Annotated in this window: 20 protein-coding genes and 4 tRNA genes; 4 read left to right on the forward strand and 20 right to left on the reverse strand. The window is 45.0% G+C overall.

The features are described from left to right. The first annotated feature begins 2 nt into the window (after window positions 1-2). From trpA to DESDE_RS18205, 3 genes are read left to right on the forward strand one after another with little or no spacing between them, the layout of a single operon-like run. Window positions 3-869 carry a tryptophan synthase subunit alpha gene (gene trpA, locus DESDE_RS18195; protein ID WP_014795493.1) on the forward strand — a complete coding sequence of 289 codons (867 nt, stop codon included), beginning with the start codon at window positions 3-5 and terminating at the stop codon, window positions 867-869. After that, on the forward strand, window positions 860-2,275 hold the full coding sequence (locus DESDE_RS18200) for an anthranilate synthase component I family protein (RefSeq protein WP_014795494.1): 1,416 nt from the start codon (window positions 860-862) through the stop codon (window positions 2,273-2,275). The genes trpA and DESDE_RS18200 overlap by 10 nt, the downstream gene beginning before the upstream one ends. A gap of 32 nt (window positions 2,276-2,307) precedes the next feature. Further along, window positions 2,308-2,898, forward strand: a complete 591-nt coding sequence (locus DESDE_RS18205) for an anthranilate synthase component II (protein ID WP_014795495.1) — start codon at window positions 2,308-2,310, stop codon at window positions 2,896-2,898. 65 nt (window positions 2,899-2,963) lie between these two features. Here the strand turns inward: DESDE_RS18205 and clpX are convergent, their stop codons facing one another. From clpX to DESDE_RS18220, 3 genes are all read right to left on the reverse strand, one after another. Further along, window positions 2,964-4,229: an ATP-dependent Clp protease ATP-binding subunit ClpX gene (gene clpX / locus DESDE_RS18210; RefSeq protein WP_014795496.1), complete on the reverse strand. Its 1,266-nt coding sequence runs from the start codon at window positions 4,227-4,229 to the stop codon at window positions 2,964-2,966. Between the two features lie 39 nt (window positions 4,230-4,268). Beyond that, window positions 4,269-5,549 (reverse strand): trigger factor, encoded by a 1,281-nt coding sequence (tig, locus tag DESDE_RS18215; RefSeq protein WP_014795497.1) that lies wholly within the window; start codon window positions 5,547-5,549, stop codon window positions 4,269-4,271. A 380-nt stretch (window positions 5,550-5,929) separates the two neighbouring features. After that, complete coding sequence (locus tag DESDE_RS18220; protein ID WP_014795498.1) at window positions 5,930-7,048, reverse strand: MGDG synthase family glycosyltransferase; 1,119 nt, start codon at window positions 7,046-7,048, stop codon at window positions 5,930-5,932. Window positions 7,049-7,212: 164 nt separating this feature from the next. Between DESDE_RS18220 and DESDE_RS18225 the strand changes: the two genes are divergently transcribed. After that, window positions 7,213-7,295 (forward strand) — tRNA-Leu (locus DESDE_RS18225). Window positions 7,296-7,609: 314 nt separating this feature from the next. Here DESDE_RS18225 and DESDE_RS18230 read toward each other — a convergent pair. The 17 genes from DESDE_RS18230 to DESDE_RS18310 form a co-directional block, all read right to left on the reverse strand. Beyond that, on the reverse strand, window positions 7,610-8,872 hold the full coding sequence (locus DESDE_RS18230; RefSeq protein WP_014795499.1) for a DUF5667 domain-containing protein: 1,263 nt from the start codon (window positions 8,870-8,872) through the stop codon (window positions 7,610-7,612). Window positions 8,873-9,109: 237 nt separating this feature from the next. Beyond that, entirely contained in the window at window positions 9,110-9,463 is a 354-nt protein-coding gene (locus DESDE_RS18235; protein ID WP_014795500.1) for a cupin domain-containing protein, read from the reverse strand. A gap of 201 nt (window positions 9,464-9,664) precedes the next feature. Further along, window positions 9,665-11,044, reverse strand: coding sequence for an FAD-binding oxidoreductase (locus DESDE_RS18240; RefSeq protein ID WP_014795501.1), 1,380 nt, complete (start codon window positions 11,042-11,044; stop codon window positions 9,665-9,667). A gap of 19 nt (window positions 11,045-11,063) precedes the next feature. Beyond that, entirely contained in the window at window positions 11,064-12,356 is a 1,293-nt protein-coding gene (locus tag DESDE_RS18245; RefSeq protein ID WP_014795502.1) for an FAD-binding oxidoreductase, read from the reverse strand. Between the two features lie 53 nt (window positions 12,357-12,409). Beyond that, entirely contained in the window at window positions 12,410-13,654 is a 1,245-nt protein-coding gene (locus DESDE_RS18250; RefSeq protein WP_014795503.1) for a (Fe-S)-binding protein, read from the reverse strand. Window positions 13,655-13,889: 235 nt separating this feature from the next. After that, complete coding sequence (locus tag DESDE_RS18255) at window positions 13,890-14,528, reverse strand: hypothetical protein (RefSeq protein ID WP_014795504.1); 639 nt, start codon at window positions 14,526-14,528, stop codon at window positions 13,890-13,892. Window positions 14,529-14,841: 313 nt separating this feature from the next. Next, complete coding sequence (locus DESDE_RS18260) at window positions 14,842-15,615, reverse strand: IclR family transcriptional regulator (RefSeq protein WP_014795505.1); 774 nt, start codon at window positions 15,613-15,615, stop codon at window positions 14,842-14,844. Between the two features lie 169 nt (window positions 15,616-15,784). Then, a tRNA-His gene (locus DESDE_RS18265) sits at window positions 15,785-15,860 on the reverse strand. Window positions 15,861-15,876: 16 nt separating this feature from the next. Continuing rightward, window positions 15,877-15,953: transfer RNA gene (locus tag DESDE_RS18270), tRNA-Arg, on the reverse strand. Window positions 15,954-16,054: 101 nt separating this feature from the next. Further along, window positions 16,055-16,131 (reverse strand) — tRNA-Pro (locus DESDE_RS18275). A gap of 201 nt (window positions 16,132-16,332) precedes the next feature. Next, window positions 16,333-16,941: an XTP/dITP diphosphatase gene (locus DESDE_RS18280; protein ID WP_014795506.1), complete on the reverse strand. Its 609-nt coding sequence runs from the start codon at window positions 16,939-16,941 to the stop codon at window positions 16,333-16,335. Between the two features lie 76 nt (window positions 16,942-17,017). After that, on the reverse strand, window positions 17,018-17,740 hold the full coding sequence (rph, locus tag DESDE_RS18285; protein WP_014795507.1) for a ribonuclease PH: 723 nt from the start codon (window positions 17,738-17,740) through the stop codon (window positions 17,018-17,020). Between the two features lie 105 nt (window positions 17,741-17,845). Continuing rightward, window positions 17,846-18,730, reverse strand: a complete 885-nt coding sequence (locus DESDE_RS18290; protein WP_174270182.1) for an alanyl-tRNA editing protein — start codon at window positions 18,728-18,730, stop codon at window positions 17,846-17,848. 111 nt (window positions 18,731-18,841) lie between these two features. Further along, complete coding sequence (locus DESDE_RS18295; protein WP_014795509.1) at window positions 18,842-19,492, reverse strand: O-methyltransferase; 651 nt, start codon at window positions 19,490-19,492, stop codon at window positions 18,842-18,844. A gap of 162 nt (window positions 19,493-19,654) precedes the next feature. After that, window positions 19,655-20,878, reverse strand: a complete 1,224-nt coding sequence (locus DESDE_RS18300) for an HD-GYP domain-containing protein (RefSeq protein ID WP_014795510.1) — start codon at window positions 20,876-20,878, stop codon at window positions 19,655-19,657. A gap of 68 nt (window positions 20,879-20,946) precedes the next feature. After that, window positions 20,947-22,194, reverse strand: coding sequence for a globin-coupled sensor protein (locus tag DESDE_RS18305; protein ID WP_014795511.1), 1,248 nt, complete (start codon window positions 22,192-22,194; stop codon window positions 20,947-20,949). A 559-nt stretch (window positions 22,195-22,753) separates the two neighbouring features. Next, window positions 22,754-23,560, reverse strand: a complete 807-nt coding sequence (locus DESDE_RS18310) for a two-component system sensor histidine kinase NtrB (protein ID WP_014795513.1) — start codon at window positions 23,558-23,560, stop codon at window positions 22,754-22,756. Between the last annotated feature and the right edge of the window lie 289 nt (window positions 23,561-23,849).

Raw genomic sequence — 23,849 nt, forward strand, 5'->3', positions numbered from 1 at the left:
CCGTGTCTGATCGCTTAGAAACATCCCTTGCCAGAGCTCGTCTTAAAACACCTATGAACCCTATGGGCATGGGATTAATCACTTATCTTATGGCCGGGGACCCTGATTCCGAAACAACCCTGCGCCGGTTAACCGGCCTGGGGGAGGTGGGGGTCGATATCCTTGAACTGGGCGTTCCTTTCAGTGACCCCATCGCCGATGGCTCTGTAATTCAATCTGCCGGCTTACGAGCCCTTCAGCAGGGGATAAATCTTAAAAAGGTCCTAAACCTCGTGGCCCGGTTCCGCAAAGAAAATCAGGACACTCCCCTGCTTTTAATGAGCTACCTCAATCCCCTGCTCCATTACGGCTATGACCGTTTCCTCAATGACGCTTTCACAGCCGGGGTCGATGGTTTGATACTGCCCGATCTGCCTTGGCGGGAAAGCACACCTTTCCGGCAAAGAGCCTATGAACTTCTGCAAGACCGATTGGCCTTTATCCCTATGATTGCCCAGACCAGCCGGCCCAACCACATTCATGACCTTGCCCAGGAACAAAAGGGCTTTGTCTACGTCCTATCCCGTAACGGGATAACCGGAGGGGATGCGGAAATTCCATTGCAGACCCTGCAATTCATTCACTCTCTCCAGACCGTTCTTTCCACCCCGTGCTATGTGGGATTCGGAATCCAATCTTCAGCCCAAGTGCATAAATTGAGCCAAGCCTGCCAAGGAGTCATTGTAGGCAGTGCTCTGGTCAAAAAGTTTGCTGAACTTGATTCCCGCCCTCTCCCTGAGCAAGAGTTAAGATGCCGTGAACAAGATATTTACACCTGGATTGGTTCACTGAGAAAGACACCGGTTAAGGAGGAAATTGCATGCGAATGATCCAAAAAGAATGGATCCTCGACCCCTTTCCTTCAACAAGGTCTGATTGGGTAATGAATCTCCGCCAATTCTCAGAGACCCTGGGCGAAAAATGCTATGCCCTCCTGGAAGGAAATGAGGAAGATCATCAACGGACCTATTATGGATTCGGTGAGGGCTGGATTTTATCCCCCGAGACCTGGGAACCTGGTCTCCCCCCCGATCCTCTAGACCACCTTAGGGATTTTTGCCGAAAAAGCTTCCCGGAAAAAACCTGTGAAAGCGGCATCATCGGTTACCTGGATTATGAGTGGGGGCTTCTCTGGCAAAAGCCCAAAGCTACTACCGCGAAACCCAACTACTTTTTTCGCCTTTGTCCCATTAATCTGGTCCTCCTTCCCGGTTCACAAAAAGTCATCCTTGAGATATTCTCCAAAGATGACTCGGAACTGATCAAGCTCTATGATCATTGGTCGAAAAACCTTGACCGCTGGATTTCTCAAAATCACTATCTAAGCCAAAATCACTTTCAGGAAACCACCCCGTCGAAGGTTACGGCACTGGAAATCTCCATGGAACAACCGCACAATCCCCTGACCGATCCGATCCAATGGCATGCCAATTTCAAACCTTCGGAGTTTCTATCCCATGTGGAAAAGATCAAAGAGTATATCCGTTCCGGAGACATTTTCCAAGCTGTACTCTCCCAGTGTTTTACCCTGAAAAGGCGTATCGATCCCTGGTCTGCCTATCAAAAGCTGCGGATTCTCAATCCTTCCCCTTGGCTCTTTTGCCTGTTCGGAGAAAAGGAAACCTTGGTAGGCAGTTCCCCGGAGCTTATGCTCTCCTCGGTGGGATCCCAAATTCAAACCCGTCCCATTGCCGGGACACGGCCCCGGGGAAAAGATCCTCTGGAAGATGAGCAGCTCGAACAAGAACTTCGGGAAGATGCTAAAGAAATGGCCGAACACGCCATGCTTGTCGACCTGGGGCGAAATGACCTGGGCCGGGTCTCTGAATATGGGAGCATTTGCCTCAGTCAATTCTGTAGCATCCAGCGCTTCTCTCACGTCATGCACATCGTTTCCACTGTTGAGGGCCGGCTGGGGGCCGCTTATGATTCTTTGGACGCCTTGCAAGCGGTTCTGCCTGCAGGTACCCTAAGCGGTGCTCCTAAAGTCCGGGCTATGGAAATCCTTCAGGAATTGGAGCCTACCCGCCGGGGCCCCTACGGCGGGGCCCTCGGCATCTACCGCTGGAATGGGGATCTGGATTTCTGTATCACCATACGAACATTGACTGTCAAGGATGATCAAGTCAGCGTTCAAAGCGGGGCTGGAATTGTTTTTGACTCCATTCCCGAACGGGAATACGAGGAGACCCTACATAAGGCGAGAGTCTTGTTCAAGGTCGTGGAAGATTTGTAAAATCCGCAGTCATCTAGGAAAGGAGGCCCCTTATGCTGGCCATCATAGATAACTACGACTCCTTCACCTATAATCTGGTTCAAGCCTTCGGCGAATTGGGGGAAAAAATCATAGTCTATAAAAACGATGAATTATCCGGGGCGGAATTTCTCTCCGCAAGTCCTGACGGGGTGGTCATCTCACCAGGACCCTGCACTCCCAATGAAGCCGGAATCTCTCTCGAGGTCATCCGCCTCCTCAATGAACATGCCCAAAAAGGTTGGCCCATCCCTTTGCTGGGAGTTTGTCTCGGACACCAGGCTCTTGCCCAGGCCTTTGGATCTGAAATAACCGTCGCTCCCGAAGTTATTCATGGCAAGCAATCCCCCATTTATCATGATCAAGCAGCCCTTTTCTCGGAATGCTCACAAGGGTTTTTGGCAGGAAGATATCATTCACTCATGATTGATCCCCTTGGTCTGAGCCCCCTCTTCATCGTCACTGCCCGCACTGAAAACAATCTTATTATGGGGATTCGCCATCGCTATTACCCCTTTTATGGGATACAATTTCACCCGGAGAGTATCCTAACCCCGGAAGGACCACATATCCTGCGTTCCTTCCTCGCCCAGATTTACAGCTAGCAAGTATCTATCCACTTTGCTCTTCAAATGAAAATGAGGCAAGGATAACTCCTTGCCTCACTGCATTATGCTGATTCTTCTTTTTTGTTTTTCTTGCTTTTATCGATAGTCACCAGAAGAGGTTCTTCCTTCTTCAGAATGACATCCTTGGTAACCACGCATTTGGTCACATCGTTGCGGGAAGGCAAATCATACATCACATTCTGCATGATCTCTTCCACGATAGCTCTTAAACCGCGGGCTCCCGTATTGCGTCGGATCGCTTCCTCCGCGATGGCTTTCAGAGCCTCCTCTTTAAATTCGAGGGCTACTCCGTCCAGCTCCAGAAGCTTTTCATACTGCTTGACCAAAGCATTCTTGGGTTCTGTCAGGATGCGCACCAGAGCTTCTTCATCCAGAGCATCCAGTTTGACCATGACCGGCAGACGTCCTACGAACTCCGGAATGAGACCAAATTTGAGGAGGTCCGCAGGGAGAAGCTCCTTAAGGGTCTCTCCGATGTTTTGCTCACTCTTCTTCTTAATCTCAGCCCCAAAGCCCATAACCTTTTTCCCGATGCGATTCTGGATGATCTTATCAATCCCGTCAAAAGCTCCTCCCACGATAAACAAGATATTCGTGGTATCCAGTTGGATGAACTCTTGATGGGGATGTTTACGACCACCTTGAGGGGGAACACTGGCTACAGTTCCTTCGAGGATTTTGAGAAGGGCCTGTTGGACACCTTCTCCTGAAACGTCACGAGTAATAGAAGGATTCTCCGATTTGCGGGCTATCTTGTCAATCTCATCGATATAGACAATTCCTTTTTCAGCTTTTTCCACGTCATAATCTGCGGCTTGAATGAGCTTGAGGAGGATATTTTCAACGTCTTCACCCACATAACCGGCCTCAGTTAAGGAGGTTGCATCCGCAATAGCAAAGGGCACATTCAAAACTTTGGCTAGGGTTGAAGCCAGCAAAGTTTTACCGGATCCAGTGGGTCCCAGCATTACGATGTTAGACTTTTGCAGTTCCACATCATCAATTTTCATACCCAGGTTAATTCGTTTATAGTGGTTATACACGGCTACAGACAACGCTTTCTTCGCTTCGTCCTGCCCGATCACGTACTGGTCGAGAATTGCCCGAATTTCTTTAGGCTTTGGAATATCCCCTATCTCCATCCCCAAGTCTTCATTGAGCTCTTCCTCAATGATTTCATTGCAGAGTTCAATACACTCATCGCAGATATAAACTCCGGGGCCAGCAACCAACTTTTTTACTTGATCCTGAGTCTTTCCACAGAACGAACATTTAAGCTGGTTCTTTTCGTCGTTGTACTTTGCCATCCTCTCACCTCTTTAGCACAGAATACCTCTGCACATAGGCTATGCCTGCTCGACGAGGAAGTTTACCGTTTTTTCGGAAACTAAGCTCTGACGATACATGCCCATTTCACCACGTGCCATGAGGGCCTGTTTAAAATTTTCCGGACTGGTTTGATAACGTTCTGCAAGTTTTGTCAACTCACTGTTTAATTCTTCCTCAGATACTGTAATTCCTTCTGCTTTAGCGATAGCTTCCAAAACAAGTTCGGTTTTAAGGTTTTCAGAAGCACGAGGACGAAGTTCTTCTTTCATGGTATCAATACTGGTTCCTGTATAGTGGCAATAGGTTTCTAAATCCAGTCCTTGATAAGAAAGATTTTGCGCCACGTCATCAAGCATCATATCGATTCGGTTGTTGACCATGGCTTCCGGAATCTCAACACTTGCATTTTCTACAGCCTTCGCAACGATTGCATTTTTGTATTCCATTTCTGCACGTTGTTCTGCCGCTGTCATAAGTTTGTCTCTCAAGTCAGCTTTCAATTCATCAAGTGTCTCAAATTCGCTAATATCTTTTGCGAATTCATCATCCAAAGCTGCACATTCTTTTCTCTTAAGCTTATTAAGCTTAACTTTGAACAAAGCATCCTTACCTTGTAGGTCTGCAACATGATATTCATCTGGGAAGCGAACGTTGACATCAACTTCCTGTCCGATTTGTGCGCCAATTAATTGTTCTTCGAATCCCGGGATAAACGAGCCGGATCCGATGACCAAATCATACCCCTCAGCCGTTCCACCTTCGAAAGCTACACCATCCACAGAACCGGCGAAATCGATGTTCACGGTATCTTGAGCCTGAGCCGCGCCTTCTTCAAGGTTAAGCACTTTAGCATGTTGTTCTTGCTTGCGGTTAAGCTCTTGTTCAAGTTCTTCATCAGTAACGGTAGCCGCAGTCTTCTCAACTTCCAAACCTTTATAGGTCCCCAGCTCGACTTCAGGCTTCACAGTGACCTTGGCCTTGAAAATAAGATCTTTGCCGTCTTCCATTTGAACGAGATCCACGTCCGGGCGATCCACCGGTTCAATCCCAGCTTCATTAACAGCCTTCATGTACTCGACACCAAGGATATCATCCACTGCATCATTGTAGAGTGCAGCAGCTCCCACGTAACGTTCAACCATGCTCCGAGGAGCTTTTCCTTTGCGGAAACCAGGGATATTTACTTTGTTAGCCAAAGCTTTGGCCGCTTTTGTTACCGCAGCGCTGAATACCTTCGCATCGACGGTAACTTCGAGTTCAACAGTATTCTTCTCTATTTTCTCCATTTTGACTGTCATATGTGCTCCCCCTTAATACTTCCTTTGGAATAAGATATATGGTATAAGGAAAATCTAATTGCGTTCCCGAAAACATATGATGAAGCTAGTTTGTCCGAAATTCCCTTGAGGCAAACTTGACATTTTTCGTCATTTATGCCCACCCTGTTCCTTTAGAACATGACCTAAAAGGGGAACTTTGCGTTCCCCCTCAAAGTATTTCCATAAAGGAAACTTCTTCCGATGAAGTTTACTCCACCTAAAGACACCTAAAGACACCTAAAGATTGGGTTATCCATTTCATGAGAGAATTTTTCCAAAGGTTTAAATTAGCAAATTTACCTGACCATTCTACCAGACAGCGAAAGATAAATCAAGGCTTATAAGGCAGTTCCCAGAGATTATTGGACGAGAGCTAAGATCGCGTCCACAGCCCTATCTGCAGCGTGACCGGGCAAAGCCTTGGCCGCTGATCGACGCATTCTCTCAATCTCCTCAGGATGACTAAGAAGATATTGAATCGTTTCTTCCAGCTCTTCCTCAGTCTTTGCCAGTTTGGCCGCTCCAATCCTCTCTAAGAAGTGTGCATTTTCCTCTTCTTGACCTGGGATCGGCTTATAAATAACCATGGGTAATTTCTTCGTCAAGGATTCCGATACAGTGAGCCCTCCCGCTTTGGTGATAATCAAATCGGAAACGCTCATAAGCTCCTCTACATTATTAATATATCCATAACAAACCATGGGATTGCGCCCTTGTAAACTTTCCAAGGAGCGGTAAAGCTTTTCGTCACGGCCACAAACCACAAGAATTTGCAGTGGAGATGACGAATCCAGTAAGAACTTGCAGATGTGCTTAGAGCCTCCCAGCACTCCATAGGCTCCTCCCATCACAAGGATGGTCGGACGTATGCATTTGAGGTTAAGTCTCTCCGTTATCTCTGAACGGTCAAGTTCTTTCTCGAACTTTGGGTTGACAGGGATTCCTGTAATCCGGATCCGTTCCGGAGCAATTCCCCCGGCGATCAAATCCTCATAGACATCCTTGCACCCTGCAATATAAAGGTCCACTCCCCGCTGGATATATTGACTATGGACCCCATAATCCGTGACCACAGAGACCACTGGAGCATGAATCACGCCCTTAAAACGAAGCTCACCCAAGACACCAGCGATCACCGGATAGGTACAGATGATCACATCAGGATTAAGTTCCTTGATATAGTCCAGAAATTCTTTGCGACCTAATATATTTATAAGACGCTGGATAAGGGAATGGGGCCGTATCTTGGAGGTTCGGTAATAAAACATGCCATAGAGTTTTGGTGTATGCTTAATAAGCTCAATGTAAGTATTCTTGACAATCGCATTTAATGTTTTGCTGATAAATGCCCCAAAATCCAAATGAGTAATCTCCGCTTTCGGTGATTTTTCACGTATAGCTTCGATCAGCGCTTCGGCGGCCCGAAGATGACCAGCTCCAAAGGTTGCCGAAAACACTAAGACCCTTAACTCCCCCACGCAAAATCCTCCTTTGGGTTAACTTACATTCCCATTTTAACTCATAAACAGCAAATCTCAAACTTAAGTTTTTCTTAATCCATATTCTAGCAATTTTAATTATTGATTTGAAAAAGCTTGTCATTTAGAAAAAACTAAGCTATAATCAGACAGTAATACTCAATGCGAGAGTGGCGGAACTGGCAGACGCACTGGATTTAGGTTCCAGCGGGAAACCGTGGGGGTTCAAGTCCCTTCTCTCGCACCATATTGAAATCTGACAACCATAGTATATACTATGGTTGTTTTTAGTTATTAAGTAATCAGCATTTGTTCAGCTACTTTTCAGTTTAGTCTATTGCACTATTTTATAGAGGAACTATAACTCCTCTATTCCTATGCATTATGCTCTGCGTAAAGGGACAAAAGACGGCTTCCGGCAGATCCTGATCTGCCGGAAGCCGTCTTTGTTACTTTCCAAGCTATCTTGCTGTGACAGCTTACTTTGCGCTTTTTGTCTAATTTGTACAGCTTATATTTTGTTTGGCATATACCTTATGGAAAAAGTCATACAAGAACCACCTAATTCCGATTCAGATTTCTTTTTCCATTACCCCAGCCGTCGTCACGGCCGTGGTCTTGCCAATCCTTATGATTTTTTTGATCGTAGGGGTTGTTATTCTTGTGATATTGGATCTTTACTGGCTGTATGGTATCTTTTGGGGCGTTATCTTTAGACTTTATGCTGGTATCTTTATCTTTAGTGTTCTCCTTGGTCTTATCTTTGACAGCATTTTTTTGTTCTTGCTTCAAGTCGTGATCCTTGGTCTTTGCTTTATCCGGACCTTGCAGACCCAATTCTTCCTGAAACTGCTTCAAAGCTTGTTTGGCTTCCTTAGCCAGTGCTTTATATTCTTTTTTGGTTATTTTATCAGCTTTCTTGATATCCTCTTTATTTTGAAAAACGGTTGTAGGCACCACTGGAGTGGCTTTTTCCTTAGACGCGGGGGTAGCAGAATCATTATTGGACGGTTCTCCATCCTGATTATCCTTTTCCATCACAGGTTCTTGATTTTTTTCCTCCATTTTTTCCATCTTCTCCACTGCCTTTTCCATGGAGCGGACAATATTTACGGCCAATCTTTGTGCCGCATGGGGAGGAAGTTTATCCAGGAGACTGCCTAAGACCAGTACATTGTTAGCATTAACTTTAGCCAGGGCTTCCTGAAGTTTTTGATACTCTTCTGATTCCGGATTTTCAAGCTGCTCCAAGAATCCTTGGGCATCCGCGATTTTTTTATTATAGCGATCCAGCGCTTTTTCGCAGGCCTTGATTTTCTTCTCAAGTTTCGGGTTTGTGGCAGTCTGTTCTTCCTTGGTCTCTTGACCCTTATCTGTAGTATTATTCGACTCCTTCGCTGAATCAGCGGTTCCCTCACCGGAGTCTTCTGATACTGATCCGCCATCCTCTTTGGTAGTTGATTCATCGGAAGTAGCCGTCTCGCTTTCTACTTGCGAAGCAGTATCCTTTACCTCTTCAACACTTGCCTTTTTAGCCAAGGCCGAAATCTCTGCTAATCGCTCACAAGCGTGTTTATCAATAAGCTTGACTTTCTTTTCCGGATTAAAGGTCAAGGCAACCTGTACTTTTTCCACAAGTTCATCCAACCAATAGAAAGGCGAGTCCGGAAGAATTCCAGGCCCTATCTCTTTACCATCGGAATCGACGATAGTAGTATCTTCTTTTATAGTGCTCTCTGTAGCTGTATCTGCAAAGGCCACTGCCGGAGACACCGGCAGCGCCAAAAGGGCGGCTGCTAAGACAAGTGCTATTGGTTTTTTCATTTTTCCCTCTCCTACTATTTAATTTGTTTTTCCGAATTCGGTATCAGCGCTTTCATTTTATATTACGGGAACCTAATAGCTTTTTTAGGGGGACAACTATGCAAATCTTTATCCTTACCACCACACTCAGGCACAAAAAGCAAAAATGCTCCCGGATGAGTATATGGATTACCTAATCCACTCACCGAGAGCATAAATATCATGGACACTTTCATCGAAACCAAATATATTCTTTCTTTACTTATCCAATCTTTCCGTTTGAACAGGAACGGGAGCTGCCACACCGATAAAGACAAAACGATCCTTGCCGGTGTTCCTCATGCCGTGAGTTTGTCCCGGTTCAGCGAGAACGGCCATACCTTTCGAGATGGGAACTTCTTTGCCATCCCCGGCAAAATACACGCCGGACTCCCCTTCCAGGCAAATCCACACATCATCAGCATTGGGATGCATATGTAGAAACACTTCTTGCTCAGGCTCCAGGCACCACATGGCCGCGAGAGTTTTTTCCGATTGATAAACAACAACTTTCTGAGGCACGTTAGGATCAAACTTAGCTAATTTTGTTAAATCATACAGTCTTTTTTCCATAATAATCAACTCCTACATGATGAATTTTTCCTGCCTTTAGGATGTGTCTATACTTCTATGAGTATTTTATCACATTCCTCTTCTTGTAAAAGATCCTTTAGAGAAGATAGACAAAATTTATTTTTAAGATGTTCGGGAAATAAAGGGAGCTGCCCTTGTTATCCTTTCCGGATCGAGGGACAGCTCCCTTGAGATCTTAATTTATATGGAAATAATCTTATCGGGATTAAAGCGGTTGGCTGGGTCAAAGGTTCTCTTAAGTTTACGGAAAGCCTCCATGGCTTCCGGAGTGAATTCAACATCAAGATATTTTTTCTTGACCACACCGATGCCATGTTCACCACTCATGGTTCCACCCAGAGAAACAGCCAGCTTACTCAGGGCTTCTTCTGCACCATGAACCCGTTCAACCTCGTCGGCATTCCGTTGATCGAAGAGCACCAAAGGATGGAGGTTACCGTCTCCGGCGTGAGCTACCAGACCGATGATCATATCGTAATCTTTGGCGATCTTAAGGATTCCTTCAATAGCTTGTGGGAACTCACTTCTAGGTACCGTGATATCTTGAATCGAATAGCAAGGTTTAACACGAGCCACCGAACCGAAAGCAACCCGGCGGGAAAGCCAGATTTGATCCACTTCAGCTGCAGTTTGAGCAATCTTAAAGTCTCTGGCGTTGGCCTTCTTCGTAACTTCACGGATGGTTTCGATTTGCTCATCCATATCTTCCGGATATCCGTCAATCTCTATAATCAGAATAGCTCCCGCATCCCGGGGAAGTCCTGCATGGCAGTAATCTTCAGTCGTATTGATCAGAAGATTATCCATCATTTCCAAAGTCGTAGGGATAATTCCGGCTGCTACGATATCGGCAACCGTTTGCGAAGCATCTTCGACTTTATTATAAATGGCCAGCATGGTTTTCTTGGTGATGGGTTTCGGTAAGATACGAAGATAAGCCTTAGTGACCAATCCTAAAGTACCCTCAGAACCTACAATGATGCGAGTCAAATCATAACCCGGCTCGCTTTTGAAGTTCCGTCCGCCGGTCCGAATCACCTTTCCGTTAGGAAGGACCACTTCCAATCCCAAAATAGAATCACGGGTTACCCCATATTTGAAGCAACGAGGTCCGCCGGAGCACTCCCCGATATTTCCTCCGAGAGTCGAAGCTTTCCAAGAAGACGGATCGGGGGGATAGTAAAATCCGACCTTCTCCAGTTCTTGCTGAAGGTCAAAGTTAACGACCCCGGGTTCAACCACGGCGACGAAGTTCTCCGTATCGATCTCCAGAACTTTGGTCATGCGGGTAAAGTTAATGACTATGGATTTTTCCGAGGGAATAGTACCGCCGCTGACGTTGGTACCGGCACCCCGCGGAACTAGCTTGATATCCTGCTCATTCATATAGTTAACGAGCTCAACCACTTGATCCGTAGTTTCCGGAAAAACTGCGCCCATTGCATCGCCGCTGAGCAATGTACCATCATAACCATAAGCGAAGAGTTCTGTTGGTTTGGTCACCACGTTTTTCTCTCCGACAATCTCTTTCAGTCGATCAACAATCGTTTGAGATAACATTTTCAGCCCTCCTTCTCTATTAAGCCAACAGATTGACACCTGGATTAAGAATCCCGTTGGGGTCGAATTTTCTGCGAAGTTCACTGAGGAGACCAGTTGTTTCCGACCACATCTCTCCGTCATTGAACATTTCACACATCAGTTTATGACCAAGGAGGCCGGTAACATTGCCACCTAAGGACATGGCCATTTTGTTGACACTTGCAGCTAAAGCCATTTTGTCGGCATCTTTTGGCAGAACCAAACGTGCAACTCCCAAGAGCCCCTCCACCACGACTCCGCTGTTCAGGTCCCCTTGAATTCCCTTTAATTGTGCCAAAGCCTGAGGCATTTTCATAGGACCAACAGCAAATTCCAGTACATTCTCCGGAGCGTTGTTCAACGCTTGACGAACCTTAAGCCAGCCACAAATAACCTTCTCATAAGCTTCTTTATCCTCGATGATCGAGACATCGGTACCACCGCCTAGGGTGAGGATAGCCACGATTTCATTCGCTAAATTGGTGCCGGATTTATTGAATCCTTCCAAATCGATGAGGACCAGGTGCCCTTCTCCCGGAAGAACCTCTTGGGCCAGATCCTTGCTCAAAAGATTCATCCGATCCGGATGGATGTGGCGTTTAATCAGGGTATTGAAGGTGGCATTGGCTTTTTGAAGACAATCAAACCGGGCCACAATGGCTCTCTTGGCAGCAGGTTGGGGTAAAAGCTTAATTAAAATTTTAGTAAAGATACCAAAGGTCCCTTGGCTGCCGACAGCAAAGTGAATAAAATCATAACCGGAAACATTTTTAATGCATTTATTGCCGATAAACATTATTTCACCGGTAGGCATAACCATCTCAAAGCCCATCATAAATGTTCTTGTCGGTCCGTAGTTAAAAGATTTGGAATCTGAATCCCCGATGGCAAAGCAGCCGCCCACGGAACTGGTATCCAAAGCATAGGGCTCAACCGGGAACAAATATCCGTCAGCCTCAAGCTTTTGGATAAAATCCTGATGAAGCATACCGGGTTCTACCGTGACGACGAAGTTCTTCTTATCGATCTCCAGAATCTTATTCATGCGATTCATGATAAGAGCAATTCCGCCCTCTAAATCCTTCGTATCAGCTACCAGTCCGGCAACTGAGATCTTAAGATTTTGTGTGTTAGCATATTTTACAACTTTCGATACTTCATTGGCATCTCCAGGGAAAACAACAGCCACCGGCTTACCGTCCCCCTTAAGATATTGTGCCATATCTGCAGGATTGTCCAAGACGTAATTATCGCCCACAATCCCTTTTAACTCACTAATTGTATTGCTCATGACTACCCGCCCTTCCACTCATTTACATTAGAAGCAGACTTATCTTCAAGATTCTAGTCCTCGTAAGCTTTAGCCATCAAATCAGCTACATGCATTACTTTTTGTCTTTGACCGGCCATGCTGACTCCGCCTTGCAATCTCATGATACATGCTGGACAGCTGGTAGCCACCACTTCCGCTCCGCTGTCTTGAATGTTCTTGGCCTTCTCTCGAGTAACCTTGGTGGACATTTCATGGTAGAATGCCTGAACTAATCCGGAAGCTCCACAGCAGCGGTTGGCTTCAAACATCTCGATATATTCTACTCTTGGCAGGCTCTTTAACATCTGACGAGGCTGTGCTGTAACTTTAATTCCCCGAACCATATGGCAGGGATCGTGGTAAGTTACCTTAACCGGAGTAGAGTTATGGAATTTGCTTTCATCAACACCGATTTCCGCCATATACTCGGAGAATTCTTTGACTTTAGCGCAGAAACTCTTTACCTTGGGGAGATAAGCCGCATCATCGGCAAAGAGTTTAAGATAGTCTTCCTTGAGCATTGCTGCACAGGAACCACAGGCTGTAATGATAGCATCCACATTTTTGGCCATAAATGTGTCAATGGTCTTGCGGGCATTCACCTTTGCAGTCTCAAAATCCCCATAAGCATACTGGGGCAATCCGCAGCAGACCTGTTCTTTAGGAATAATGACTTCACAGTCATTTTTAGTTAAAACTTTAACTACCGAATGAGCGGTATCATCAAGTGAAAAGTTTAAGAAGCAACCCACATAAAAGGCAACTTTATGTTTGGGTTGAGCTACGAGAATTCTTTCGGGGACTTGATTTAAAAATGGGACTTTAGCCACATTCATGCCTTTAATATCCACACCACGGAAATAATCCATTCCGTCGACTTTATTAAGGACATTTTTACCAAGACCACCAAAGAGTTTAAAGGCTCGTTCCAGCTTATTCGGGTTTGCTAAGGTCTTAAGTGCATAGGACTTAACGAAAGGTTTAACGCCATGTTTAAGTTTCAAATCACGCCGGGCCGCCATGACCAATTCTTTGGCACTGACGCCACTTGGGCAAGCAACTGCACATTCTCCGCAAAGCAAGCAACTGTTGATGGAATCTTCATAATCTGCGTCAGGCTCAATTACACCATCAGCGACTGCTTTGATCAGTTGGACTCTTCCCCGTGAAACCATAGTTTCAGCACCATCCACTTTGTATGTTTTACAAGCAGTATGGCAGAAACCACATCTGTTACACGTGTTTAGCATTTCATAGACTTCTGCTAAAACCCCCACTTTTAATTTCCCCCTTCACTGTTAGATGGTCAGACCACCGAATCAAATAGTTAAAATTGCGTAACAATTCAAGTTACTGAGACTATTATAACTCATCCGTATTTTCTTTCAACCCATTGTGAAAAAGTTTATTTATTTTAGAAGCTTTGTTGTATTTAGTCGTATTATTAGAAAAACCCATAGTTGGTGTAACAAAAAAACGAGACAAGGATACACCTGTCTCGTTTTGACATCATTACTTTATATGTTTGATGGGTGAGGGATAATTTTCGCAGAAACGATAGAAGCCAAAGGCATAAGCTGCCATTTTTTCAGGACGCAGATTGAACCATTCTTTGAGGTTATACCGTTCTCCGAAACGATTCTCCGCTACCCCATCGGCGCTAATCCAACCACGGAGAGTTTCATCACCTAGAGTTAACTCCCAACCCGCCAGATTCTGCCCCTTTTCACATTGGGCTATTCTCAGACCGCAGCGGGCGTGAAAGATCTCAATCAATTTGACGAAAAGACCGAATAAAGAATCCTGAACGTCACCATGGCTGTTTGGCAAAGCAAAATCTTTGATAATGTCTTCAGCTAATTCATTCAGACCATGATCTACGCTGTACCTTGAAACGATGGAGGTCCGCAGAGTTTTATATCTTAAGACGCCTGTATGCAGTTCAAAATGCATGGGGGAATCCGCACCCTCTAATTGCAGGAGAATCTCATCTTTCTTAACCTGCCAAGTTCCCGAGTAGCGCTTCAGCAAGTAATAAGCAAGCTGGTAGGACAGAATCTGTGCCGCTACCTTATTCTCGTCGTATTGGGAACATCCTTGGCATTGCTTCACTGGGTTATAGCTTGGTAAAGGTAATCTCATAGCATTCATTCCGTCACTCTCCTCTTTTTCAATCTTTTCAATCCTATTTTATTTTGTCCCGCATTATGAAACATCGTTTCATAAATACATTAAAAAAAAGAAAATGGGTGTAGAAAAATAGTGGTAAGAATTATTGAATTTGTTTCATTATGCAAAACAATGTTTCAATAATTCTTGTGGTTATATTATCATCTATGCCCTTAAACGTCAAGAGTAAATTTTCTAAACATTTTAAGAAAATTGGGCGCCGAAGCATTCGACGATATATTGACGAGGCAGTATTCGCCGAATGACGCCGACCCGCGTGAGGATTCTGTCATAACTACTTTTTATAGTAGCTGTATCCTAATTTTGCGGACACAATTTCCCCGCTACGTTTCAGTTCTTGTCCTATATGCTCAATGCCTTTTTCTCTCATTCTCGCTGCCGGACCGGAGACACTAATAGCCCCAATGGCCCGTCCCGAAAAATCGTAGACAGGAGTACCCAAGCAAATAATCCCGATCTCATTTTCTTCAAACTCAACCGAAATCTGAGTGTTGCGGATTTCTTCCAGATTTTCCAAGAGCTTTGCAGACTCTATCAGGGTATTGGGAGTAAAGCCAGGCATTCCCTTAGTCTCTAGAATTCTCATGACTTCTTCCTCAGACATTGTCGAAAGAAGTGCCTTCCCTACAGCTGTACAATGCATAGGGGCTCTACGTCCGACCTTAGAGCGCATACTTACCACATGGGAACTTTCTCTTTTGTCGATATAGACCACTTCACCGTCATCGTGAAGAACTAAGTGAACCACTTCATCCAGCGATTTCGCTAAATCTTCCAGGATAGGTCCGGCCACCTTACGAATCTCCAGATCATTAAAGAAGCGAATCCCCAGTTCCACGATTTTAATCCCCAGCTTATAGCGTTCACTGTTTTTTTCTTTCTCAACATATCCCCGATAACACAAGGTCTGCAAAATCCGATGTACCGTACTTTTATGGAGACTAATACGGTTACCAATCTCGGTAACCCCTAAAGGCTCCTCAGTATGGGCAAGAACCTCGAGTATATCCAACGAACGTTCTAAAGTTTGTACATATTTTTCTGCCACAGCAAAATCCTCCAATCAGCTGCTAAAGTTTCATCAATCGAAACTCCGTTTCGAATTACCACCTATTGCTTAGTATGACTTTTTTAAAAACTTAAGTCAAGTAATGATTATTTAAATAGATAATTTCATACAAAAAAGCACCGGATTCCTCCAGTGCTGAATAATCATATGGGGTGGATGAGGGGACTTGAACCCCCGAGTGCCGGAGCCACAATCCGGTGCGTTAACCACTTCGCCACAACCACCATGTCAAAATTAAAATGGCGCGCCTGGAGAGATTCGAACTCCCGACAACCTGCTTAGAAGGCAGATGCTCTATCCAACTGAGCTACAGGCGCCCAAAAATGGGATACTCTCCGAAGCCCAAGAATACGAACTGTCAAGGCTCAAACCAACATCCTGCGAACCTCGATCTTAGAACCTCGAACATAAATTAAAATGGTCGGGGCAGAGGGATTTGAACCCCCGGCCTCCTGCTCCCAAGGCAGGCGCGCTACCAAACTGCGCTATACCCCGTTTTCGTGACAATGATTATTCTATCCGATTCGTTCTTCATAGTCAAGCATTTTTTAAAGTTTTTAAGTGCTTCAATAGCTTACTCTAAATTTCAAATCACTAAGAAATCATTGACTGAGGAATAATCTTATATCACAATCTTAAAAAAGTCAACATCATGCAGTGCTGTAAAATATGTAACTTCAGGATAAAAAAGATAGCTTAAGCTTTTTCATTTCGCTGTGCAAACTCTTTAAGTATGGGAACAGCCTGACGAAATGCCTCAGCCCGATGACTGATTTTATTCTTTTGGCTTAGATTCAATTGTGCCATGGTCCGGCCAAAATCAGGCAAATAAAAGAGTGGATCATAGCCAAAGCCCTCTTTCCCACGACGCTCGTTTAAAATACGTCCTTCCACCGTTCCCTCCGTCAAGTACTCTTCCCCTGTCGGAGCGGCAATCACCAAAGCGCAGCGGAAACGCCCCGTCCGTTGTTCTTCCGGCACCCCCTCAAGTTCTTGAAGGAGCCTATCATTATTTTTGTCATCGTCTTTGGGCTCTCCGGCATAACGAGCCGAATAGACCCCTGGCGCCCCTTGGAGAGCATCCACTTCTAAACCGGAATCATCGGCAAGAGATACCAGTCCCGTACGTTGGGCAGCTATCCTTGCCTTCATGGCTGCATTCTCCGCAAAGGTCGACCCCGTTTCCTCAACCTCTTCCCAATGATCAAGATCCTCTAAGGAAAGCACTTCAATTTCTTCTCCGGAAAGTAAATCCTGAAGTTCCTTGACCTTCCCTCTATTTTGTGTCGCTAACAAAACTTTCATAAAACAAACCTGCTTTCAATTTTGAGCAAGGGACGGTCCCTTCCTCAATGAATATCAAAGAGTGATAGAGCAGCGATTAAAGCACTTGCAAAGCAGCCTTTTGTATTTCCATTAGTTCTTGAATACCCTTCTCCGCCAACTCTAAAAACTGATTTAATTCCTCCCGGCCAAAGGGAATATCCTCAGCAGTTCCTTGAATCTCCACAAATTTCCCTTGCCCTGTCATCACCACATTCATGTCCACCTCTGCCTTAGAGTCTTCCTCATAGGCAAGATCCAGAAGGGCCATGCCATTAACTTTTCCCACAGAAACCGCAGCCAGAGAATCAAGAATGGGGTCTTCTTTGAGCACTCCTTTTGCTAACAGATGATTCACCGCATCCACTAAGGCCACATAGGCTCCGGTAATGGAAGCAGTCCTGGTCCCTCCATCAGCCTGAATCACATCACAATCCAGCCAAATGGTTCTTTCCCCAAGTTTTTTAAGATCCACCACCGAACGTAAGGCTCTCCCGATTAAACGCTGAATCTCCATAGTCCGGCCGGTCAACTTACCCTTGCTGGACTCACGGGGATTCCGAGTCTGAGTAGCTCGGGGAAGCATGGAATATTCTGCCGTAACCCAGCCCGTACCCGTGCCTTTTTTAAAAGGCGGCACCTTCTCTTCAACGGTAGCGGTACAAATCACTCTTGTCTGACCAACCTCTATAAGCACAGAGCCTTCGGGAATATGAGTAAACCCCCGGGTCAGCTTAACCGGTCTTAGTTCAAAGGCCTCCCGGCCATTAAAACGCTTCATTCATTCGTCCTCTTTTCATTCGTTATCCGACACCATAGCTTTAACCTATCATGACAAACCTATTGGTAAATCCTAATTATTTTAACAGAAATTTAAACGTTCAATTCATAAGGTTAGGAGAGAACGGTTAGGGCCTTCAGCCTCCCCCACAATTCCAGCTATGGTATAGAGATGTTCCACCGGATCGAAGCGAAATTCCTTGAGCAAGTGAAATCCCTTGATTTCTGATGTTCTTTTAATATGAATCCGCGGCCCCGTGCAAGGGTAGAGCATCTCGCCTACCCGGATGTGTTCATCATCAAAATAACTAATGGGCCAATCCGCATCAATCAGCTCCAACACCCGTCGCTCGACAATATCCAAATCGATGTCCGGTTTTTCGGGAAACTCCAAAACAAAGCCATGCTTAATATCGCTATGAACCTCAGGGCGCTCCAGACCCATTTCCTCAAGTATCATCGAAGTAATATCTTCAGCACTATGGGCCATGCGTCGGTATTTAATCGATTCAAAAACAATCTCTGCTATACTGGCAGGCTCCGGACCAAAAACCGTGGGACGGGTTACAATAACCTCTTCCCCCACCCCAATAAGCACCTCTGCATTAATATCTAAAAAAGGATAGATCAAATCGAAATGCTCCACAACCACCCTTCGTCCCTTATCGAGGGCTGCCTTGACAGCCTCGGCTATTTTCCACGGCTGGGTAAAAGCCGATTCAAACCGCACATCCAAATGGTAAGTGTGACCGCGAAAATGACCGCGATCTGCATCATCCATCAAGGGGAGGGGACGTATGTTAATTCCATTGTCATCATTGGTCAATTCCAAGCCAGGAAACATACCGCGAATGAGCAAAGACTTTCCCGCCCCTGCATCACCGAGAAAACCAATCAATCGATCCTCAGGGCTTAGATACCTTTGCTGGAGATTCATCCCCAAAAATAGCAAACGCTTTTTCCCCCGCGGAGCAAAATATACTGCCTGCATTAAATGGTCATGGACAAAAAGTTTGGAAATTTTCGCCACCACCCCTCAAGACCAATACTTACTCTTCTATTGTAGACAGGAAGCATCTATTTGAAAAGCATAGTTTTCGCATTAAGGAGATTTGCGAACGCTTACGGCGAGTCCATCCCCTAAAGGCAGAATGCTGGTTTGCAATTCCGGATTCTGGGTTAACAGCTTTAAAAATTCCCGCAAATGGCTGACCATACGCTCATATTTCGGAGCATATTCGGAACCGGGTACCACCCAACCCCGAAACAGGACATTATCCACTACCATAATACCCCCATTACCTAACAAGGGAGTTACCAGCTCTAAATAATCAAGGTATTCTCCTTTGGCCGCATCCACAAAAATAAAATTAAATTCGCCTTTTGGAAAATCCTTCAAAATCTTTCGTGCATCTCCCATGACCACCTGAATCTTCTCCGCTACCCCTCCACGCCTAAAATACTCCATAGCCCGAGTGGCCCGATCCATGTTCATATCAAGGGTTACAATCTTTCCTTCTCGCCCCTCCAACCCCTTAGCCAGCCACAGGGTAGAATAGCCGATGGCTGTTCCCACTTCAAGGATTTGGGATGCTCCGCTGACCTTAACTAGCCAGGACAAAAAATTCCCCACAGGGGGAGTTACCACCGGAATCGTCTCCTTGAGCGCCTGATCTTCCATCTCCAGGAATAATTCATCCCGCATAGGCAACAGATCACCGAGAAATTGCTCTAATTCAAAAGCATAAAACACATTGACACCTTCTTCATCACTGGGAGTTCGCCATACGGATACGCACTAGAAATTACTCCTCAATGGGTATCATAACCCGGATTTAGCAAAATAACAATTCACAACAAGGGACGATCTTCATAATAAAAATAGGACAAGGGTCCCTCCCTTGTCCCACTGATTTTAGGTTAACATCCTTCGGGCATGCTCTACAAGAACCGGATCCACTGCAGTCCCAGACCCTCGTTGGATAATGGCGAGGGCTTCGTCTGGACTGAGTGCCTGCCGATAGGGCCGATCCTCAGTTAAGGCTGTAAACATATCCGCTATGGTCATCAAACGGGCGCCTGTGTCCAATTTGTCAGCACCAATGCCAAAGGGATACCCCTTCCCATCCAAACGTTCATGATGGTAGGCGGCCCATTGAGTCACATGATGAGGGAAGCCTGCCCCAGCCAAAAGGTGATAGGTGTGATAGGTATGGGTCCTGACGAGCTCAATCTCATGGGAATCCAGCGGACCCGGTTTATCAAGTACTTTTTTTGGTATAGCCAGCTTGCCCAAATCATGAACCATACCTGCAATCCAAATCTCTTTCAGGGCCTTTTTCTCCCATCCGAGACCTTCTGCCAGTTTTTTGGCTGTGTCGGCCACTGAGCGGGAATGACGGGCTGTGAACGAACTTTTTTGGTCAATCAAATCCGCAAAGGTTGAGGCCAGGACACGGGTATCCTGATTGCACACTTTAGGAGTTGACCAGACATCCCACTCATCAAAGAGAAGATCCAGGGAGACCTGCAGCAGATCTTGATGCTCCAGATCAAGCCAAAAAGCCTCGGTAGCTGCCACTCCCAAAAAAGCAGGGATAACTTCCGAATAAAACAGTTTTCCTTCATACTCTTTGACCCACTGAATCAACTTTTCACGTTCTTCACGGTTCAATACCTTGCGACTTAGCTTCACGTCTACCTTATCAGCGAGAGAAATAATCTTAGAGTTAATGCTGACCTGAGAAGGTTCAGTCTTCAACACACCATAGTTTGAGTGAGGAGCCTCATGATGATGGCGGACAATTTCAGATAAAACATCCCCGTCCGGAAAACGATGGACAATCTCTGCCCCCAAAAGGGTATGTTCCCTCACCCAAAAAGGAGTACCATGAAATTTATGAAACCCTCCCACAGCGCCAATATCATGCATCAAACCCGCAATGAGAAGTTGAATCAACTCTTTGTGGGACAGCCCCAAAGCAATCCCAATCTTTAAAGAGATATATCCGACTCTTTCCCCATGCCTTAAGCCAATGGGGATATTTAACCCTTTCTCAACCTCCTCGTCAATCAAGGCAAGATCCAATGCTTTAGAAAAATTCCACATTCTACGAATATATAATGCCTCTGATCGCACACTATCCCTCTTTCCCAGTTGAGTGCCCTTATATCTCATTTATTGCTTAGTTTAACCTCTATTACCCCTTATTCCCTTAACCCCATCTGAGCCAGAGAAGTTGCTGAATTCGCCACATCTTCGGAAGCAGCCCCAATCTGACCGGCAGTCATGGTCAATGCATCGATCTGGGTGGCGATCTCACGAACTTGCTGAATACTGGATTGAATGGCGGTCATGATGTCCCCAAAACGAGCAACTACTTCCTGAGCTTCAGCAGCTGCTTCATGCATAGCCTTCGTCGTATCTTCAATTACCTTGCTCACCGCCGTAGTATTTTGCCGAGTTACAGTAATCATGCTGCTGATTTCTTTAACCGATTGCTCAGAATTATTGGCAAGCTTCTTCACTTCCTCTGCTACCACTCCAAAACCCCTGCCGGACTCTCCTGCCCGGGCTGCTTCAATGGCTGCATTAAGGGCTAAGAGGTTGGTCTGAGAAGCAATTTCTTTAATGACATCCGTAATATTGGCGATCCGAGCTGAACTGCGGTCAAGCTCCGACATCTTTTCTTGCATCTTTTCCGACATCCCTGCTAACCCCAAAATACGCTCGGAAATCTGTTGAATCTTTTGAGCCCCTTCCTCAGCCAAGCTATCCACTTTACGAGAAAAGTCTGCTGCGTCTCCGGCATTTTGTGAAATCTGCTCAGTAGCCTCATGCATCTGAGCTGCCGAAGCAGCCGTCTGTTCTGAAGTGGCTGCTAGGGCCTGGCTTGCTTCACTGACCCGACGCTGCAAAAGGTCAATCTCCTCATAGGCTTTTTCCAATTCCTCTTTCTTATCAATATCCGCTATATAGGACTGGATGTAACTGGCCATAACCACTTGCTGGTCAAAGCTGAAGATACGCAGAATGGCTAGGCTTAGCCGCAAAGCTTGATCCGGCTTTTTCCGATAATGAGCAAAAATCCTTGGTAGAATCAAATCAAAAAATGTCTGATAAGAGCTTAAATAGACAAAGGGTGGCAAATTAATACGTTTATGTACATTTCCAATTCTTACCCGACTCATGATATATTCCTCATCGACGGTATCGGGAAAAATTGAAAGGAGATAGTTTCTCTGTAAGCCTCTGAGCCGTTCCACAGTAGAGAACTCATTGATTATCCCATTGAGTTGAGGAATCTTAGTGATATGGGCATAGAATTGCTCTACGATTTGGTCCACATCCTGCTCCATAATAGGCTTAAATTCTCTCAACAACTGCAATTGGTCCTGTTCTAATTTTAAGAGCTTTATGGACTCATTCAGGTCAAATTGATGGAGGTTAATCATGTATATTTCCCCTCTTCATTCAAAATTTAGTCTTATCCTATAACTTTCATGCATCTTATTTTTCGAGTGCGAACAGTTCAGCACTATGGTATATAACATTCTGTTCAAAAAACCAAAATCCTGCAGAACATATAGTCTACAGGATTTTTTCTAAAAGGATTGTTATTATAATTTACCAATAACAACAAATAGCATTTAAAAAACAAAAAGCTAATCAGCATGCAGCTGTTGATAGATTGGTAGGGTTATTTCCCTTACGCAAGCGTACGATGGTTCCATCACTGGTGATTCTATATACCGTTATATGTCCTTCAGTCTCAATAGTCCACTCATGGCAACATTCACCACAAAAAAATCTTCCCCGATTTATTTTACCAATCTCTCTCGAATTACACATTGGGCAGACATTCAAACCAGCCATCTCCTCTCATTCCGGCCCCTTCTAAGCCTGATTTGCCCAGAATCCAATCATTAGTAAAAGTATAGCAAACATTTCTTAACTTCTTCTTAAGAAAGTGTGAAGTTTTCGTGAACAAATTAGAGTATTTGGTCGAATTCTTTAAGATTTGTAGGGAAACCTCACGAAGAATGCGGTTCCATTTTCGCCTGTTTGAACATCAATACTTCCCCGATGCTTAGCCACAATATGCAGACACACAGAAAGGCCAAGTCCTGTCCCATTGTCCTTCGTCGTTAAAAAAGGAGTCCCCAATTTCTCTAGAATATAGGGCGGTATTCCTTCCCCTTGATCCTGAACAGCCAAAACAACCTGCTTATCCGCGTAAAAGGTGCGAATCGTGAGTACTCCTCCCACAGCCATAGCTTCCAAGCCATTACGCACCAAGTTCATAACCATTTGTCGAATTTCCTTCTCATTGAGTTCAAGATCAGGAATCTCTTCCAACTCTATTAAAATTCGTTTACCCAGTTCACTGGCGTAAGCCCGCAGCAAGGGCAGAATGGATCGAATGATATCATTCAGGTTACAATGGGCTGGATCGCCTCCGCCCAACCGCCCAAAGGCCAGGAACTCATTCATCATTGAATCCACCCGGTCCACCTCAGAAATCATCATATCAAGATATTCCGTATAGCGGAATAGTTCATTTTTCCCCCTTAGAATCTGCAAAAAACCTTTAACTACGCTTATGGGGTTACGTATCTCATGACCTAAGCTGGCCGCCAGCTGACCCACTATATGCAGTTCTTCCATTCTTTTCATCGTTTCACTGATAAACTTTTGTTCAGTATTATCCTGGGTCACCATAATGATACTCTCGGCATCTTTACTCCAATTTAGCCCTCGACTGTCTTCGACATGGATTACCCCACTATCCACATGATCAAGATTTTTTTGGCACAACATAAACACACCTCTTTTTAATAATGCCTTTTTCATCAGTTGAGGAATTAAAATTTCCACAACTGGTGTATATCTATGGCAGATCATCTGGATTTATGACTTTATTATGAAGAAAAATAGCACTTCGGCAGAAATCCGAGGCGCTATTTTTATCTATTGAATATTAAATTTTATCCACTTTATTTGATTTATGACTTTCCGCAAGGCAAACTTCTTGTCATAAGAGCCGTCAAAAAGGACAGGCAGTTTTTAAATTTTTCCTTGTAATATTGCCTGAAGTATGATAAAAAGT

The sequence above is a fragment of the Desulfitobacterium dehalogenans ATCC 51507 genome (assembly GCF_000243155.2).
Lineage (GTDB): Bacteria > Bacillota > Desulfitobacteriia > Desulfitobacteriales > Desulfitobacteriaceae > Desulfitobacterium > Desulfitobacterium dehalogenans.

Bases quoted from the DNA above. Each gene is read 5' to 3' on its own strand.
- DESDE_RS18200 (WP_014795494.1), top strand. From the start codon at position 860: ATGCGAATGATCCAAAAAGAATGGATCCTCGACCCCTTTCCTTCAACA.
- DESDE_RS18205 (WP_014795495.1), top strand. From the start codon at position 2,308: ATGCTGGCCATCATAGATAACTACGACTCCTTCACCTATAATCTGGTT.
- clpX (WP_014795496.1), bottom strand. From the start codon at position 4,229: ATGGCAAAGTACAACGACGAAAAGAACCAGCTTAAATGTTCGTTCTGT.
- tig (WP_014795497.1), bottom strand. From the start codon at position 5,549: ATGACAGTCAAAATGGAGAAAATAGAGAAGAATACTGTTGAACTCGAA.
- DESDE_RS18230 (WP_014795499.1), bottom strand. From the start codon at position 8,872: ATGAAAAAACCAATAGCACTTGTCTTAGCAGCCGCCCTTTTGGCGCTG.
- DESDE_RS18235 (WP_014795500.1), bottom strand. From the start codon at position 9,463: ATGGAAAAAAGACTGTATGATTTAACAAAATTAGCTAAGTTTGATCCT.
- DESDE_RS18240 (WP_014795501.1), bottom strand. From the start codon at position 11,044: ATGTTATCTCAAACGATTGTTGATCGACTGAAAGAGATTGTCGGAGAG.
- DESDE_RS18245 (WP_014795502.1), bottom strand. From the start codon at position 12,356: ATGAGCAATACAATTAGTGAGTTAAAAGGGATTGTGGGCGATAATTAC.
- DESDE_RS18255 (WP_014795504.1), bottom strand. From the start codon at position 14,528: ATGAATGCTATGAGATTACCTTTACCAAGCTATAACCCAGTGAAGCAA.
- DESDE_RS18280 (WP_014795506.1), bottom strand. From the start codon at position 16,941: ATGAAAGTTTTGTTAGCGACACAAAATAGAGGGAAGGTCAAGGAACTT.
- rph (WP_014795507.1), bottom strand. From the start codon at position 17,740: ATGAAGCGTTTTAATGGCCGGGAGGCCTTTGAACTAAGACCGGTTAAG.
- DESDE_RS18290 (WP_174270182.1), bottom strand. From the start codon at position 18,730: ATGCAGGCAGTATATTTTGCTCCGCGGGGGAAAAAGCGTTTGCTATTT.
- DESDE_RS18305 (WP_014795511.1), bottom strand. From the start codon at position 22,194: ATGATTAACCTCCATCAATTTGACCTGAATGAGTCCATAAAGCTCTTA.
- DESDE_RS18310 (WP_014795513.1), bottom strand. From the start codon at position 23,560: ATGTTGTGCCAAAAAAATCTTGATCATGTGGATAGTGGGGTAATCCAT.